This window comes from Chryseobacterium sp. D764 (assembly GCF_019317325.1).
In the GTDB taxonomy this organism is placed as follows: Bacteria; Bacteroidota; Bacteroidia; order Flavobacteriales; family Weeksellaceae; genus Chryseobacterium.
In genome coordinates, this window is the sequence record NZ_CP079219.1 from 3418832 (window position 1) to 3435632 (window position 16801).

At 37.0% G+C, this 16801-nt stretch carries 13 protein-coding genes; 6 read left to right on the forward strand and 7 right to left on the reverse strand.

From position 1 onward, the window contains the following. Nucleotides 1-20: 20 nt before the first annotated feature. Complete coding sequence (locus tag KYG33_RS15570; RefSeq protein WP_047380202.1) at nt 21-1379, reverse strand: c-type cytochrome; 1359 nt, start codon at nt 1377-1379, stop codon at nt 21-23. A gap of 184 nt (nt 1380-1563) precedes the next feature. On the opposite strand from KYG33_RS15570, the gene KYG33_RS15575 reads away from it, so the two are divergent. Next, nucleotides 1564-2121 (forward strand): SPOR domain-containing protein, encoded by a 558-nt coding sequence (locus KYG33_RS15575; RefSeq protein ID WP_047380203.1) that lies wholly within the window; start codon nt 1564-1566, stop codon nt 2119-2121. 56 nt (nt 2122-2177) lie between these two features. Here KYG33_RS15575 and KYG33_RS15580 read toward each other — a convergent pair whose 3' ends face one another. The 6 genes from KYG33_RS15580 to KYG33_RS15605 form a co-directional block, all read right to left on the reverse strand. Continuing rightward, a complete protein-coding gene (locus KYG33_RS15580; protein WP_257468805.1) occupies nt 2178-3455 on the reverse strand; it encodes a DUF6080 domain-containing protein in 1278 nt (425 codons plus the stop codon). Between the two features lie 74 nt (nt 3456-3529). After that, nucleotides 3530-4393: a T9SS type A sorting domain-containing protein gene (locus tag KYG33_RS15585; RefSeq protein ID WP_219072038.1), complete on the reverse strand. Its 864-nt coding sequence runs from the start codon at nt 4391-4393 to the stop codon at nt 3530-3532. 82 nt (nt 4394-4475) lie between these two features. Beyond that, nucleotides 4476-6017 (reverse strand): protein adenylyltransferase SelO, encoded by a 1542-nt coding sequence (locus KYG33_RS15590; RefSeq protein ID WP_219072039.1) that lies wholly within the window; start codon nt 6015-6017, stop codon nt 4476-4478. A 75-nt stretch (nt 6018-6092) separates the two neighbouring features. Beyond that, nucleotides 6093-8471, reverse strand: coding sequence for a transglycosylase domain-containing protein (locus KYG33_RS15595; protein WP_077413374.1), 2379 nt, complete (start codon nt 8469-8471; stop codon nt 6093-6095). Nucleotides 8472-8477: 6 nt separating this feature from the next. Beyond that, on the reverse strand, nt 8478-8942 hold the full coding sequence (locus KYG33_RS15600; protein ID WP_077413375.1) for a gliding motility lipoprotein GldH: 465 nt from the start codon (nt 8940-8942) through the stop codon (nt 8478-8480). Then, the gene (locus tag KYG33_RS15605; protein ID WP_219073270.1) at nt 8935-10332 is read right to left on the reverse strand and encodes a stage 0 sporulation family protein; all 1398 of its coding nucleotides are present in this window, start codon (nt 10330-10332) and stop codon (nt 8935-8937) included. Before KYG33_RS15605 ends, KYG33_RS15600 begins: the two co-directional genes overlap by 8 nt. 439 nt (nt 10333-10771) lie before the next feature. On the opposite strand from KYG33_RS15605, the gene KYG33_RS15610 reads away from it, so the two are divergent. From KYG33_RS15610 to KYG33_RS15630, 5 genes are all read left to right on the forward strand, one after another. Further along, nucleotides 10772-12010: an OmpP1/FadL family transporter gene (locus KYG33_RS15610; RefSeq protein ID WP_047380209.1), complete on the forward strand. Its 1239-nt coding sequence runs from the start codon at nt 10772-10774 to the stop codon at nt 12008-12010. Nucleotides 12011-12022: 12 nt separating this feature from the next. Continuing rightward, on the forward strand, nt 12023-13585 hold the full coding sequence (locus KYG33_RS15615; protein ID WP_077413378.1) for a G-D-S-L family lipolytic protein: 1563 nt from the start codon (nt 12023-12025) through the stop codon (nt 13583-13585). A gap of 85 nt (nt 13586-13670) precedes the next feature. Beyond that, a complete protein-coding gene (locus KYG33_RS15620; RefSeq protein WP_077413379.1) occupies nt 13671-14609 on the forward strand; it encodes a ribose-phosphate pyrophosphokinase in 939 nt (312 codons plus the stop codon). Nucleotides 14610-14664: 55 nt separating this feature from the next. Beyond that, a complete protein-coding gene (locus tag KYG33_RS15625; RefSeq protein ID WP_180564934.1) occupies nt 14665-15306 on the forward strand; it encodes a 50S ribosomal protein L25/general stress protein Ctc in 642 nt (213 codons plus the stop codon). A gap of 249 nt (nt 15307-15555) precedes the next feature. Continuing rightward, a complete protein-coding gene (locus KYG33_RS15630) occupies nt 15556-16776 on the forward strand; it encodes an aminotransferase class V-fold PLP-dependent enzyme (protein ID WP_180564935.1) in 1221 nt (406 codons plus the stop codon). Nucleotides 16777-16801: the final 25 nt, after the last annotated feature.

Genomic DNA, 16801 nt, shown 5'->3' on the forward strand with positions numbered 1-16801 from the left:
TACTTCTAATTTTTTAGTTATTAATAATGACATTTACCACACTCAAGACCTCCAATTGCATCTACAGTGATCTTACCTCCATCTTGTGGATATTGTTTTTTCAACTTGTCATGTAGATTTTTGAAGTACTCTTTATTATAACCGTTGTTCATATCAACTTCAGTCGTTCTGTGGCACTCGATACACCATCCCATAGTAAAGTCGTTAGCCATTTGAACAACATTCATTGTATCAATTTTACCGTGACAAGCTTTACATACAACATCAATTTTGTTGTTAGGATTCTTTTTGTTGAAAGAATTGATGATTGCTTGTTCTCCAGCAATTACGTGCTGTGAGTGGTTGAAGTAAACGAAGTCTGGCATGTTGTGGATTCTTGTCCATTCAACCGGTTGTGTTTTTCCTGTGTACTGTTGTTTTGCAGGATCCCAACCTGTTGCCGCGTAGATCTTCTGGATTTCTCCGTCATAGAATGCCTTATCTTTTCCTGGCTCCATGTAGTGATCTGCGTTATATTCGGAAATTGTTCTGTGACAGTTCATACAAACGTTCATAGAAGGAATTTCAGATACTTTTCCGTATTTAGCACTAGAGTGACATAGCTGACAGTCAATTTTTTGTTCTCCAGCGTGAATTTTGTGAGAGAAGTAGATAGGCTGCTCAGGTTTGTAACCTTTGTAAACCCCAATCCACATCAACCAGTTCCATACTCCATAAGCAGCTAAAATAGCAAGAATTGCTAATAAACCTTTACCAATGTAGTGGAACTTCTCATACATTTCACTGAAAGAACGAACTCTTGTTTCGTTAAGCCCAGCTAAATCTTCAGATTGACCCAGTTTTACCAATTGTCTTAGTTTTACTAAGATCCAAACCAGTAAACCTGCGATCGCTAAAAGTGAAATGATAACAACGTTTGTAGTAGTTTTGTCTGCAGGTGCTGCCGCAGCGGCGTCAGTTGCAGGAGTTGCTTCCGGCTTTTTCTCTTCCGGAGCAGGAGGATTAGTCGTGAAAGCTAAAATGTCGTCAATATCCTTATCTGTAAGATTTGGAAAGACCTGCATTTCAGTCTTATTAAACTTTTCAAAAATCTCATTGGCGTATTTATCCCCAGAAGCTCTCAGAGCTTTGTTGTCTTTGATCCACTTGTGAAGCCAATCTTTGTCTACACCACCTTCTGTCTTTACTCGTTCTACAACCCCCTTTAATGGTGGTCCAACAACTTGTTTGTCCAGCGCGTGACATGCAGTACAATTCGCTTTGAAAAGTTTCTCTCCGTTTTTAGGATCGCCGTCTTGCCCGTAAAATGAAGCACTGGTTGATAGCAATAAGCCTATTGCGATCAACGTTTTTTTATAATGCTTTCTCCAACTAATCATTTAAATTATCTTATGTTAGTAAATTATTGAACATTCAATCAATTCGGCAAAAATAATATTTTTAACAGGAATTTAACGGTATATCTAAAAGGGAAAATATCATTTACGTTTAATTTGTATTGATTCTAAATAACCTGTTTGGTATAGTTTTTTAATTTGTATAAATTTGCGAAAACAAGTTTAAATGAAAAATTTGATTAAAATATTTTCGATATTATCACTATTTGGTTTTTATAATATTGAAGCCCAGCAAGTTGTTAAAAAAGATACCCTTTCGGGTACGGAACTTGTTATGACAATGGATTCCAAAATAAATGCAGCTTTGGAAGGAATTGAAGGAAAATGTGCTAAAGTTACTCCCGCAAATTATCCTAAAGATTCCGGTTCCAATGATATTGGAGTTTCTACAGGGATCAATACAAAACCTCCCAAAATCTTTGTGCCGAGCAGAGAACTTACGAATGCTGAAATTTGTAAGAAAAATCCTAGAATTTTAGGTTTTAAAATTCAGATTACTACTGTGAAAAGTAACGAAGAAGCCAATGAAGTAAAGTCTTATTTCAGAAAAAGATTCCCTAACCTTAAAGTGGAAACGGATGCTTCTTTAAGACCTAACTACAAGATTTTGGCAGGAAGTTATTTCACAAAACAAAGTGCGGCTGGTGATCTTTCAAGAATCAGAGAATATTTTAAATCTGCGGTAGCTGTACAGTACAGAATTTTCTGTGCGGAAGCAAAATAGAATTGAATTCATTTCAACATAAAAACAAAAAAGCTGAGAAATTTTCTCAGCTTTTTTTATTGGTAATAAGTTTCCATAAACCAGAAAAATTCAGCCATTCGAAATAAATTGTTGGCCAGTAGATAGACAAATAGTAAGATCACAGTTAATGTTAAGACTGACATTACTTTACGGGACGATCTGTAGGAATAAAAAAGCCATCCCAAAAGAAGTGGATACACGAAAACAAAATGTCCTCCATAAATGGATGAAGTGTGAAGTCCGAATCTCATAACACAATGAATCACAATGTCAACGAAAAAAGAAATGGCGATAACCTGAACCCATTTGTTTTTGAAATTTTTAAAATAACTCCAAATAATCAGGGTCAATAATATGGTTATAAAAAAGTAAGGAAAAGCAGAAGAATAAAGGTCCATATAAAGTCCTTTAAAGTCGAATCCCTTCATATTGTGTTTATCCGAAATAATAAATCCCGGGAAAAGAATATTGCCTCCGAAAAAGAAGGAGAGAATCATGTCCCAAGTGGGCATTGATTCTACATTAGAGAATTTTTCGTACTGCTGGTTGGTTTTGGAAAATATATTCTGATATTTAAAATCAATTCTATTCAAATAGAGTAGTACAAAACAAATTACTGCAATTGTTACCTTAAACACTGCATTTCCGAATTTTTTCCAGTCTCTGAAAAGATTTTTTTCAAAAAGGAGGGGAATGAAAACTTTTATAAAATTGGTAATAGTAAGCCCGCCGATGGTAATTCCGGCAAGCGAAAGAGCAATTGCGGGTGTTTTTTCTTCTTTTCTGAGTTTTATTGCTGCGTAATAATTGTATAATGAAAGTAAAAACAAGGTGTAGGTGAAATTTTCCGGAGTAAAGGACAATATGATATTGGTTGAAAAAACTCCAAAAAACAAAATGATTAATACACTTAACCATAGCGGGAGACAGATAATGTTTTTTAAATATTTAAAAACCTGAACAATGTTTAAGCTGATAATAATATTGCTGAGCCAAGCCAGTGTAAGCCTGAAGTTGGTGTCCATTTTTCCGCCTGAAATGAATAATGAGAATTCTCTTACCCAATTGAAAAAATAATAGGATAGAGGATGTCTTTCAAAGCTACCCCCTGTCATAAGGATAGATTTGTTGTCAAAACTGAAATAAGCATCCCATGGAATTCTGCTGTCAAAAATAATTCTGTAATGAAGGGCGATGTATGAGCCTAAAATTCCATAGCAGATCATAAAAAAAAGAAAGACAGCCAGCTCGGTGTAAGTGGAAGGAAAAATAAGTTTAAAGAAATTGATTGTTTTTGTTTTGATAAGAGACACGTGTCAGATTTTTTGCAAAAGTAAAATAAAAAAACCACCAAAGCTGGTGGTTGTAAAAGTTTGTATAAACGTTGTTATTGTTTTATTACTTTTTCTGTTTTCGATGTTCCATCAGAAAAATCTACTTTTAATAAATAGATTCCTTTCGGAAGCGAAGAAATATCTAATCTTTCAGAAGTATTATTAAGTAGAGATTTTCCGCTCGAATCAATTACAGTAGCAGATTTGATTTTTTTATTTGTTTTGATGTTGATTTCTCCTCTTGTTGGATTTGGATAAATGGAAATACCGCTGTTTTTTGTTTTTGAAGTTTCAGATGTACCAAGAGTTCCATTAGCAACAACCTGTACATCATCTACTGAAACAGCATCAGCATCAGTTGCCATATACTGGAATCTTATTTTTACATTCGCCTGTCCTATGTATGTACTAAGGTTTTTTTGTACAGTAACCGTGTTATAAAAATCAGTATCTATATTACCATCACCGTCATCAGTAAAGCCGGGTTCGCTATCTTCATTCCAAAGAGTAACCCAGTTAGTTCCCCCATCTATTGATATCTGTGCCAGAAGATTTCCTTTGTTCAGGCTTATCATATAGCCCCAGCCAACTTTTACTTTGAAGCTTAGGGTTGGACTTGTCGCTCCAGCTAAACTGAATGAAGGGCTTGTAAGGTATGCTGTGTTAGAGCCAGCAATCCAGTCAATAGTAGCAGAATTATTTCCGGCAATAGTAAATCTCGTTTTGAGTTCAATAGAAGATGCTGAAGTTCCGGAAAAAACAGAACTTGTTAAATCCCATGCTCTTGATGCGTTTGTGTTAGTTTTAGTCCATCCTGTTGGAGGAAATGTCGCTCCTTCGAAATTTTCCGAAAGTAGGGTCTGGGCATTGCCGTAAAAGCATGATGCCAATGCTAAAGAAAGTACAATTTTTTTCATATTAAAGATTTTTCTAAATATAGTGAAAATATTTAATATGATGATAATATGGTAATTAGATATGTCTTTTGTTGTTGAAATTTTATGAGCTGCATGAAAGTGTTGAACATCCTGCAGTATCGTCATAGCCGGAAGGTCTTTTGACGGAGAACTCAGGGTATAATTCCTGATAAGGAAATTCTAAAGCTTTGGTGAGTTTTTCCAGCATTTCTTTTTTGCCGTTATTGATCTCTTCAATGCATTCGTAAAGAAGATAATTTCTCAGGATGAATTTTGGGTTTGTTTTTTTCATCATCGCTAATGAAGCCTCTTTTGATATAGAATTTAAACCTAATCTTGCTTCATAACTTTTAATGAAATTGCTAAGTTTTTCCAGCATTTCTTCATTTAAAGAGATATAAGAAACCTCTTTAAAATGTCCTTTGATATCGGTATCCGGAGTTATTTTTTCCAGTTGACTGAAAAACAGGGTGTAGTCTAGCTGAAGTTCCTGCATTAATCCCTGCCAATTGGTGAAAAAATTCTCATCTTCTTTTTGTAGCTGATCCAGTCCGAATTTTTTACAAAGCATCTGATCATGAGCCTCCCAGAAATACGTTCCAAAATTATTTAAGGTGTCTTCTAAAAACTTTTCATCTTTAATTAAAGGATGGAGTGCATTCGCAAGCTGCCAAAGATTCCATTGGGCAATCTGTCCCTGTTTTCCGAATGCATATCTTCTTCCTGGAAGGTCTGTGGTATTGGGGGTGAAATTCAAATCATATTCATCCATCATGGAGTAAGGTCCATAATCGATGGTTAATCCCAGAGCAGACATATTATCTGTATTCATCACTCCATGTACAAATCCCACTCTGAACCATTCAACCATTAAATCTGCGGTCCGGGTACAGATATTTTGAAAGAAATCTCTGTATTTCTGACTGTCTGATGATGTGATTTCCGGATAATAATTTTCAATGGTGAAATCGGTAAGTTCCTGCAGACTGTTGTATTCTCTTTGAGCAGACATCAGTTCAAAATGTCCGAAGCGTAAGAAGCTTTCAGCAGTTCTGATGACCACTGCGCCTTTTTCAAGCTGAGGATTTCCACTGTACATAATATCGCGCATTACATCTTCGCCCGTAAAAGCCAGGCTGAGTGCTCTTGTAGTTGGAACTCCTAAATGATGCATAGCCTCACTCATCAGATATTCGCGTACAGAAGATCTCAATACGGCCCTTCCATCAGCATGTCTGGAATAGGGGGTTGCTCCGGCACCTTTCCATTGGATCTCTGTTTTTTTTCCAGCTTCATTTGTGATTTCACCCGCAAGTATCGCTCTTCCGTCTCCGAGTTGTCCTGCCCAGTTTCCAAACTGATGTCCTGCATAAACTGTAGCATAGGTTTTAACATTTTCCGGAAGGTTATTTCCAACCAGAAAGTCCAGATCTTTATCTTCAAATTTTCCTAATCCTATTTCTTTGGACAGAACTTCATTAAAAGCAATTAATTCGGGTTGACCAAAACCAGCAGGTTTGATGGTAGCAAATAAAACCTTTGGGGTATTTCTCTGCATAGGATTGTTTGAAAAGTCACCTGGAAAAGTCTCGATAAAAGGTTGTCTGATACGTTCGATATTCATCCTTCAAAGGTATTAATTATAAAAGAAAAGACCTTCCAAATTATTGAAAGGTCTTATGTATTTCTAAAAGAGAATTTATTTATTGAAATCTACTTCATCATTGGAATGAAGATTTTCATTGATGTTGTCCTCTTTCTTTTCTGTTGGTTTTTTAGGTGTAGGGTCTGCCGGCCTTGGATTTTTGATCTCATCGATCGTCTGAAGGCTTCCATCGTCTCCATAGCCTCCGCTTAATCCTTTAAGGTTTGAACAGCCGTCTTTCCAATCGGAAGGTTTAACAAATTTATCATCAGGAGTAACTCCTAAGCTTTTATCTGCCCATACTTTCTTCATGAAAATTGCCCAGATCGGCAATGCCATTTTTGCCCCTTGACCTTCACCGGTTCCAAAGAAGTGAGTTGCTCTGTCTTCCCACCCAACCCATGCTCCGGTTGCTAATTTTGGTGTGATTCCCATAAACCATCCGTCAGAGTTGTTCTGAGTTGTTCCTGTTTTAGCAGCAATTTCTACTGCTTTTGAAATTCCTCTTCTTCCCAGCTCCCCGGAAGCGGTTCCGTACTGTGCAACACCTTTCATCAGTTCAATCATGGTGTAAGCATACATTGGGTTCATGACCTCTTTTGGTTCTACATTTACTTCCTTGATTACTCTACCGTTGGCATCTTCAATTCTCCAGATCATTTCCGGTTTATTGTGATTACCATAGTTGGCGAAAGTACTGTAAGCACCTAGCATTTCATAAATAGTAATGTCTGATGAACCTAAAGCGATTGTATTGTTTCTTGGAATATCTTCTGTTACGCCCAGATCTCTTGCGGTCTGGATAACAGCATCTACTCCTGTCATTTCAATTAATCTTGCAGCAACAGGGTTTTGAGAGTGCGCTAATGCATCTTTTAAAGTAAGCATTCCTCCTCTTCCCGGCACATGCCATCCGTTATGATCATACGTTCCGTTAGAAACAGCTGAACAAGGAGTCATTCCCAGTTTCATGATAGCGGTTGCATACACGAAAGGTTTGAAGGTAGATCCTACCTGTCTCTTACCCTGCTTGATGTGGTCATATTGGAAGTGCTGCCAGTCGATACCTCCTACCCATGCTTTGATCTCTCCGGTTCCAGGAACCATAGACATCAGACCTGCCTGTGCAATTTGTTTGTGGTATCTGATAGAATCCCAAGGAGACATTTCAACTTCTTCTTCTCCGCTCCATGTGAATCTTGAAGTTTTGATTGGTTTCTTGAATTCCATCATAATGGAGTCTTCCGGCATTCCGTCAGCTTTTAACAGCTTATATCGCCCGGTTCTTTTCATAGCCTGAAGCATCACATCTTTGATCTGTTTGTCATTAAGATAGTAGAAAGGTCTGTTTTTTCTACCTCTTTGTTCTGCATCAAATCTTTTCTGAAGATCCGTTAAGTGTTCTTTGATTGCTTCTTCTGCATACTTCTGCATCTTAGAATCAAGCGTAACATATATTTTTAAACCGTCTTTGTAAAGGTTAAGTTTTTTGCCGGTTTCTTTTTCATGAGTTTCAAGATATTTATCAATCTCTTTTCTCAGATAGAATTTGTAATAAGCCGAATATCCGTCAGTGATACTTTTAATAGGGTGAAAGTCTACTTCAATAGGAGTATTGGCTGCTTTTTCATAGGTGGCAGCATCAATATATCCGGTTTTCTGCATTTGATCCAATACAACATTCCTTCTTTCTTTTGCCTTTTCAGGGTATCTGTAAGGATTATTTTTTCTTGGATTTTCAAGCATTGCTACAAATGTTGCAGCTTCAGGTAGTGTAAGTTCCGAAGTCTTTTTGTTAAAATAAACTCTGGAAGCCATTTCAATACCGTTAGCGTTGAAAAGGAAATCAAATTTATTGAAATAAAGAGTAACAATCTCTTCTTTGGTATATCTTTTCTCAAGGCTTACCGCTACTACCCATTCTTTTAATTTCTGGAATGCTCTTTCAACTTTATTTTGAGAAGCATTTCCTGTGAAAAGAAGTTTTGCCAGCTGTTGAGTGATCGTAGAACCACCACCACGGCCACCACCATATGCCACGGCTCTTGCGATAGAATATAAGTCGATTCCTGAATGTTCTTTGAAACGCTCATCTTCTTTAGCCTGAAGGGCATAAATAAGGTAAGGAGGAAGATCCTTATAAACGATAGGCTGTGTTTTTTCCTTTTCGAATTTACCCAGCATAACTCCGTCTGAAGAAATGATTTCTGAAGCGACAAAGATATCAGGATTTTCAAGTTCTTTTACATCAGGCATTTCCCCAAGAAATCCTTGAGAAACTGCAAAGAAAAGTCCTGAAATTCCCAAAACTACCGCAACGAGTCCAATCCAAATAAATGAGACCCATTTTTTCCAGGAGGTATCTTTCTTTTTTTTAGGAGGCAGAGGAAATGTTTTCCCCTTATTTCCTGCATTTTTTTTGTTTTCTTCCATTTATGGTTACGGTTTAGCCGTTTCTATTTTTACCCCAATATCCTCAATTCCTGAAAGGTTGTCATTTCTCATCGCCTGGGTCAGACCGATTTCATATTTTCCCTTTCCCGGAAACTGATAATTCAGTTTATACTGAAACAAAGTTTCCTTTGTATCACCAAAGCCTGTACCAAGCCATTCTCCATTAGGTTTTGCCAGCACATAATTCAAGGTGTCAGTTTCCTTTTTTTTGTTCTGGAGATTGGTGAAATTCACAATGAATCTTATATTGCTGTAAGGATAACTATTGTTGTTTCTTACGACAAATATAATATTTTTAGGATTCTGCGGATCTGAAATTTCAAGATTAAATTTTTGCTCATTTTTCTTATTCCATTTGTTATCAACGGAATTCATGATGACATCTCCTCCTGATGAAGAGTTACAGCTAAAGAAAAGGATAAGGGAAAATAATCCTAAAATTTTATGCATTATTATCTTTTTTTGGAGGATATTTCTTTTTAAATTTCTTCTTGTTCGGGCTGTTTTGTGGCTTGTTTTCAGCATCAGAATTACCCTCTACTTTTTCCACGGGCGCTTTTTGCTGTGGATGTTGTTTTTGAGGTCTGGGCTGATTTCCAGATTGAGCATTAGGGTTTTCGGGTTTTTCAGATCTTTCAGGTCTGTCTTGTCTCTCCGGTCTGTTTCTTTTTTGACCTTGTGGCTGTCCTTGTTGCCCCTGTTGGTTATTGCTGTGCTTGTTCTGGTTGTTTCTGTTCCTGTTTCCTCTGTTTTTCTTTTCAAAACGATCCACACTGTTTTCTTGTATCAAATCAATATTTTGAGTAGAAGCTTCCGGTTGTTTCAAGTCTTCCAGAGGAAGAATTTTTTCTCCTCTTTTATTTTTTGAAATCAGTTTTTTAATAAGATCAATATCGAAATCATACCATGCAATGGAGCTGTCTACGTAAGCAAACCACATTTTCTTTTTGAAAACATCAATTTTGATACAAAATGCTTTTCCTTTCTCTGTTTCTAAAGTGGTTGAAGAAGAAGGGAAGTTGCTTAATGCATCCAAATAGCTGTCAAGCTCATAATTAAGGCAGCATTTAAGCTTACCACATTGTCCAGCCAGCTTTTGAGGATTAATGCTCAATTGCTGATATCTTGCTACATTGGTATTTACCGATCTGAAATCTGTAAGCCATGTAGAGCAGCAAAGTTCACGTCCGCAAGATCCAATTCCACCTACTTTTGCCGCTTCCTGTCTGAAACCGATCTGTTTCATATCGATCTTAGTACGGAATGCACCGGCATAATCTTTAATTAACTGTCTGAAATCTACTCGGTTTTCAGCAGTGTAATAAAAGGTTATTTTTGAAGAGTCACCCTGATATTCCACATCGGTAACTTTCATTTCGAGGCCTATTCTCTGAGCAATTTTTCTTGCTTCAAGCTTTACACCGTCTTCTTTTTTTCTTGCTTCCTGCCATACCTCAAGATCTTTTTGGTTGGCCTGTCTGTATATTTTGAGTGCCAATTCTTCTGAAAACTTTTTCTTTTTCATCTGAATCTTTACTAATTCTCCCGTAAGGCTTACAACGCCTACATCGTGTCCCGGACTTGATTCTACTGTAATTACGCTACCAATATGTAAAGGAATATTATTTACATTTTTATAAAACGATTTCCTGTCATTTTTAAATCTAACTTCTACAAAATCACACCTGTTAGGTGCCGGATTGTTGATGTCAGATAGCCAGTCAAAAACACTTAATTTATAACTATTCCCGCAGGTATTTACACTTTCACAGCCATTTGCGGTTTTCTTAGGGCCGCAAGAATGTGCAGAATCGCCGGATGTTTTACATCCACAACTCATATTACTATTATTTATAATCTGCAAATTTATGTATTTTTATCTTTATGCAATTCTAAAATACTTAAATAACCTGAATTCGGAACAAAACATTGATGTATTTTAAGTGAGAACGATAGCTGGAGCCCGAAATAAGCCTGTTATAACGGAAATAGTTGGATCAGAGTTTTTTTTAACTTTAACATTCATTATCATTTGATTCCCTGTTCCGAACTTTTGAGGTAAGATATCTTAAAAGTTAAACATGTGTTTAATATTAAACGATGAAATAGAGATTGTTTTAAAATATTTTTAAATGCTTAATAATGAAAAATTTGGCTTTTGTTTATTTGAAGGTGTTATTTTAAACATAGTTTTCTTTTAGGATATTGTTTAAAATATTAGCAAATATTAACAGACGTATTCAAAATAATTTTATATTTGGCTTATATAATAATAGTCTATGAAAAAAATATTAGTATCAACTGCTTTATTGGCGGGAGTTCTATCTTACGCAGGAGGCTTCAGAGTTTCCCTGCAAGGGGTAAAACAATTGGCAATGGCGCATACTAGTGCTCATGCCGAAGACGCGAGTGTGACATTCTTTAACCCTGCGGGTATGTCATTTATCCCTTCCAAACTGAGTGTAGTGGCAGGAGGGTTTGGTGCAAGTAATAAAGTTACTTTTCAAAACTTCAATACTTTACAAAGTGCAGAAACAGATAACCCTATAGGGACTCCTTTCTACGCGGCGATTACTTATAGACCAATAGAGAAACTTACCGTAGGTCTTAGTGTTACAACACCTTTTGGAAGTACAATAAAATGGCCTGAAAACTGGGAAGGTAAAGAATTGGTTCAGAAAATGGAACTGAAAAGTTTCTACTTCCAGCCAATGGTCTCTGTAAAACTGGCCCCTTGGGTATCTTTTGGTGCCAGCTACATTTACGCAAGAGGAAAAGTAGATTGGGATAAAGCGGTAACGCAATTCGACGGGAAGGTGAATATTAATGATGAAAATGCAACCGGACATGGATACGGATTTGGTTTCTATTTCAGACCTGATCCGAAACTGGACATAAGTATTGCCTACCGTTCAGCAATAGATATGAAAGCTAAGAGCGGAACGGCTACATTCCAGTTTCCATCACAATCTGTTTATACGCAGCTGAAGCTGAATGCAGCAGGACAAGATGGTTTCTCGGCGGTTCTTCCATTGGTTGAAGAATATACAATTGGTTTAACCTATAAAGTGACACCAAAATGGCAGGTTTCTGCAGACTTTAACTATCATGGATGGGAAAGATACAGCAAACTTACTTTAGATTTCGAGAATGCTCCTATTGGGAACAATCCATCGGATCCTACTATTCTTACCAATCCTAAGAACTTCAGAAATTCCAAAACATTCAGATTGGGAACTCAATATGCGTTCACTAATATGATCTATGGACGTTTGGGGGCGTATTATGATGAAGCTCCTTATACAACTGACAACTTTATCCCGGAAACACCTTCATATGATACGTATGTAGTTACAGGTGGAGTAGGCTTTAAGCTGAAACAATTCGGAATTGATGTTGCAGGAGGATATGCAATGCCTCAGTACAGAAAGGTAAACAATGTTAATATAGGGCTTAACGGACAGTCAAAAGCAACAGCTTTCTACTTTGGTCTAGGTTTCTCTTATAATCCATTTTAATTTTAGAAGACTATGAAAAAAATTATAATATCGACAATTGCAGTTTCTGCACTTCTTTTTACAGTAACAAGCTGTAATACGGATTTCGATACGGATGTGAAAGATATCCCGGTAACAAAAGGAGACGCAGACTTTTCAAAATATATATCGTTAGGAAACTCCCTTACATCAGGATATCGTGATGGTGCATTGTACAGCAGTGGCCAAAATGAATCTTATCCAAGCATCATTGCCGCACAGATGAAACTTGCAGGCGGCGGAGACTTTAAACAACCTTTGATGCCTAATGATATAGGAGGATTCAATAATCTTCCTGGTTTTCCTGGAAAATTGACTCTTCAGGTTGTTAATGGATCTTTAGCTCCTGTGCCAAGTGGGGCAGCAGCAGCATTGGATATGTTGTCCGGAGGAGGTACTTATAATAATATGGGTGTGCCGGGTGCGAAATCATTCCACTTAGTAGCTCCTGGATATGGTAGCCAAGCTGGTCTTGCAACAGGAACAGCTAATCCTTATTTTGTAAGATTTGCTTCTTCTGCTACAACAAGTGTGCTGGCTGATGCTATGGCTCAGAAAGCTACTTTCTTCTCTCTTTGGATAGGAAATAATGATGTATTGTCATATGCTACCAATGGAGGAACAAACTCTCAGACTGTAGGAGGAGTTACAACGTATTCAATTGCTACGGTTCAGACAGGAAATACAAATCCTACAACTTATAAATCAAATGATATCTCTGATCCTGCGCTTCTTGCCGGATCTATTAAGGCGGTTTTAGATGGTCTTAAAAGTGTAGGAACAACAAAAGGAGTTATTGCTAATATTCCTTCTGTTACTTCAGTTCCTTTCTTTACTACGGTGCCTTATAACCCTTTGACACCTGCACTTTTAGGTTCAAATCTTACAACTCTTAATACGAGTTTATACGGTCCTTTGAAGCAAGCACTTACTGCTTTTGGTGCTGGAGATAGAATTAATTTACTTTCTGCAACAGGCCCAAATCCTGTTTTAATTAAGGATGTTGCTTTGACGGATTTATCTGCTCAGCTTACAGCGGCACTTACTCCTTCTTTAGGATTGCCTACAGCTACTGCTTTTGGACAAATCTTTGGCCAGGCAAGACAGGCGACAGCAGATGATTATATTTTGCTTACTACAAGTTCTGTAATCGGAAGTACGGCGCCAATGGTTCCGTCTCCGGTAAATATATATGGAATTTCTTATCCGTTACAAAACCAACATGTATTAACAAAAACAGAAGCTGGTTATGTGAAAACAGCCACAACGGCATATAATGCTTCTATAAAAGGGCTTGCTGATTCTTATGGGCTTGCATTTGTAGATGCTAATACGAAGATGCTTGAACTGAATTCACAGTCAGGAATTGTATTTGACGGAGTAAAGTATACTGCAACATTTGTTAGAGGAGGAGCTTTCTCTCTAGATGGAGTTCACCTTACAGGTCGTGGATATGGTATTGTTGCTAATGAATTTATTAAGTCTATCAATGCGAAATACAAATCTACACTTCCACAGGTAGATCCGAACAAATATTCAGGAGTTAAATTCCCTTAATAATTGATAAAATAAAAACTTAGAAACCACAGGAGTAAATCTTGTGGTTTTTTTTTAAATTTGCAAAATCTTTTAAAAAGTAAAAATGGCCGATCAGTTAAGTTATCTATTTTGTACAAGAACCAGCAGGGACTTGGCAGAGAAAATTGCCCAGAATTATGGGAAAGAATTAGGGAAAATCAACTTTCAGGAGTTCAGCGACGGGGAATTTGAGCCTGTTTTGGACGAATCTGTAAGAGGAGGAAGAGTTTTCCTGATTGGATCTACATTCCCTCCTGCAGACAATCTTTTGGAACTTCTTCTAATGATTGATGCAGCGAAAAGAGCTTCTGCAAAGAGCATTACCGTTGTAATTCCTTACTTCGGACTTGCCAGACAGGACAGAAAAGACAAACCAAGAGCGCCGATCGGTGCGAAGTTAGTTGCAAACCTTCTTACAGCAGCAGGAGCAACAAGAGTAATGACAATGGATCTTCACGCAGATCAGATTCAGGGATTCTTCGAAATTCCGGTAGATCATTTATATGCTTCAAGTATTTTTGTAGATTATATCAGATCTTTGAATCTTGATAATCTTACTATTGCTTCTCCGGATATGGGAGGTGCGAAAAGAGCTAAAAACTATGCAGGTCACTTAGGTGCTGAAGTAGTAATTGCTTATAAGGAAAGAAAAAAAGCGAATGTTGTAGAAGAAATGTTCCTTATTGGTGATGTTACAGGTAAAAACGTAATCCTTATTGATGATATGATTGATACTGCAGGGACACTTTGTAAAGCAGCAGATATCTTAATTGAAAAGGGAGCAAAAACAGTAAGAGCTATGGCAACTCACGGAGTGCTTTCAGGAAAGGCTTATGATAATATTGAGAGCTCAAAATTATTGGAAGTTATTGTAACTGACTCAATTCCTGTTAAAAATAATTTGTCATCTAAAATAAAAGTGCTATCTTGCGCCCCATTATTTGCAGATGTTATGACCATGGTTCATGAGCATAAATCAATTAGCAGCAAGTTTGTTATTTAATTGATTTTAAACAGATTGCAAATTAAATAAGAATAATTTTTTAAATTTATTATAAATGAAATCTATTACAATTCAAGGTACAAAAAGAGAAAACGTGGGCAAAAAGTCTACAAAAGCTTTACGTGATGCTGAATTAGTTCCTTGTGTTGTTTATGGAGGTGAAGCTCCTTTAAACTTCTCTGCTGAAGAGAAAGCTTTTAAAGGATTAGTATACACTCCTGAAGCACACACGGTATCTATTGAGGTTGACGGAAAAACAATTCCAGCTGTTCTTCAGGACATTCAGTTTCACCCAATTACTGACAAAATTCTTCACGTAGACTTCTACCAACTATCTGACGATAAGCCAGTAGTTATGGAGGTTCCTGTAAGAATTACTGGACGTTCAAAAGGTGTTGTAGCTGGTGGTGTTTTACGTCAGTCTTTCAGAAAACTAAAAGTAAAAGCTATCCCTGCTAACCTACCTGACGAAATCGTTGTAGATGTTACCCCATTAAGAATTGGTAACAAACTTTACATCGGTGGTATCAAAACAGAAGGATATTCTTTCATGCACCCAGACAATGCAGTAGTAGTTGCTGTTAAGATGTCTAGAAATGCAATGAAAGGAGGTGCAGCAGCAATGGATGATGAAGATGAAGAAGAAGTTGCAACTGAAGAAGGGGCAGCTCAAGCAGAAGAAACTGCAGCAGAATAAGAATTGCTTATTTAAACAATATAGACCCGTCATTTTTTTGACGGGTTTTTTTGTGTGCAGTGTCAAAAAGAAATAAGAGGATTACAAATGACCTTAGTTCATCGTTTTATCAGCTTTCTTCACTGTATACTATCGAATATTTCTATCAACTGACAACTATCAGCTCTCGGCCTCATGCTTCCTTTCGGAAAAAAAGCCGTAAATTTGAAGTGTTCTAAATAAGGACGTCTTAATTTAAAAAATAAATAAATGTTTGACATTCAGGAAATAAGAAGCCAGTTTTCTATATTGGACAGAGAAGTGAATGGTAAACCATTGGTTTACCTGGATAATGCAGCTACATCTCAAAAGCCAAATTCGGTTTTGGAAGTCTGTCACGCATATTATACAGAACTTAATGCCAATGTTCACAGAGGAATTCATACCCTAAGCCAGCTGGCAACGGAAGAAATGGAACTTTCAAGAAGAAAGATTCAGAAATTCATCAATGCTGAACATGATTTTGAAGTGATTTTTACAAAAGGAACAACAGAAGGGTTGAACCTCATCGCTTATATTTTGACACAGAAACTGCAGAAAGATGATGAAATTATTATTTCTTATCTGGAGCATCATTCTAATATTGTTCCATGGCAGATGCTTTGTGAAAGAACCGGAGCAAAACTTCGTGTAATTCCAATTGATGAAAACGGAATTCTTCAGATGGATCACTTTGACCAGTTTTTAAGTGAAAAAACAAAGGTTGTTTCTGTAAACCAGGTTTCCAATGCATTGGGAATTGTGAACCCTATTGAAGAAATTATTGCAAAGACAAGAAAGAATACAGACGCTTATGTTGTGATTGACGGTGCCCAGTCTGCTCCGCATTTCAATATTGACGTACAGAAGCTGGATTGTGATTTCTTTGTGTTTTCAGGTCATAAAATGTATGCTCCCATGGGAACGGGTATTTTGTATGGGAAACGTGAAATATTAGAAGCTTTGCCGCCATTCCATGGAGGAGGAGAGATGATTGCAACATGTTCTTTTGAAGGAACTACTTATGCGGGTCTTCCATTTAAATATGAAGCGGGAACACCTAATGTAGGTGGAAATATCGCTTTAGGAGCTGCTGTTGATTTTATGAACAGAATAGGTCATGCCAATATTCAGAATCATGAAAATGCTTTATTGGAATATGCCCAGAAACAGCTTTTGGAAATAGAAGGAATTAAAATCTATGGAGAAAAAGCAAAGAGAACCGGTGTTGTTTCCTTTAATCTTGAAGGGGTGGGGATAGCCTCTGATGTAGGAATGATCCTTGATAAAATGGGAATTGCTGTAAGAACAGGACATCATTGTACACAGCCAATCATGAATTTCTTTAATATTGCAGGAACGGTAAGAGCCAGTTTTGCGGTTTATAATACTTTCGAGGAAATTGATATTCTGGTAGAAGGAGTGAAGAAAGCACAACGAATGTTGAGCTAATTAATTCTTATCATATAAATTAAAA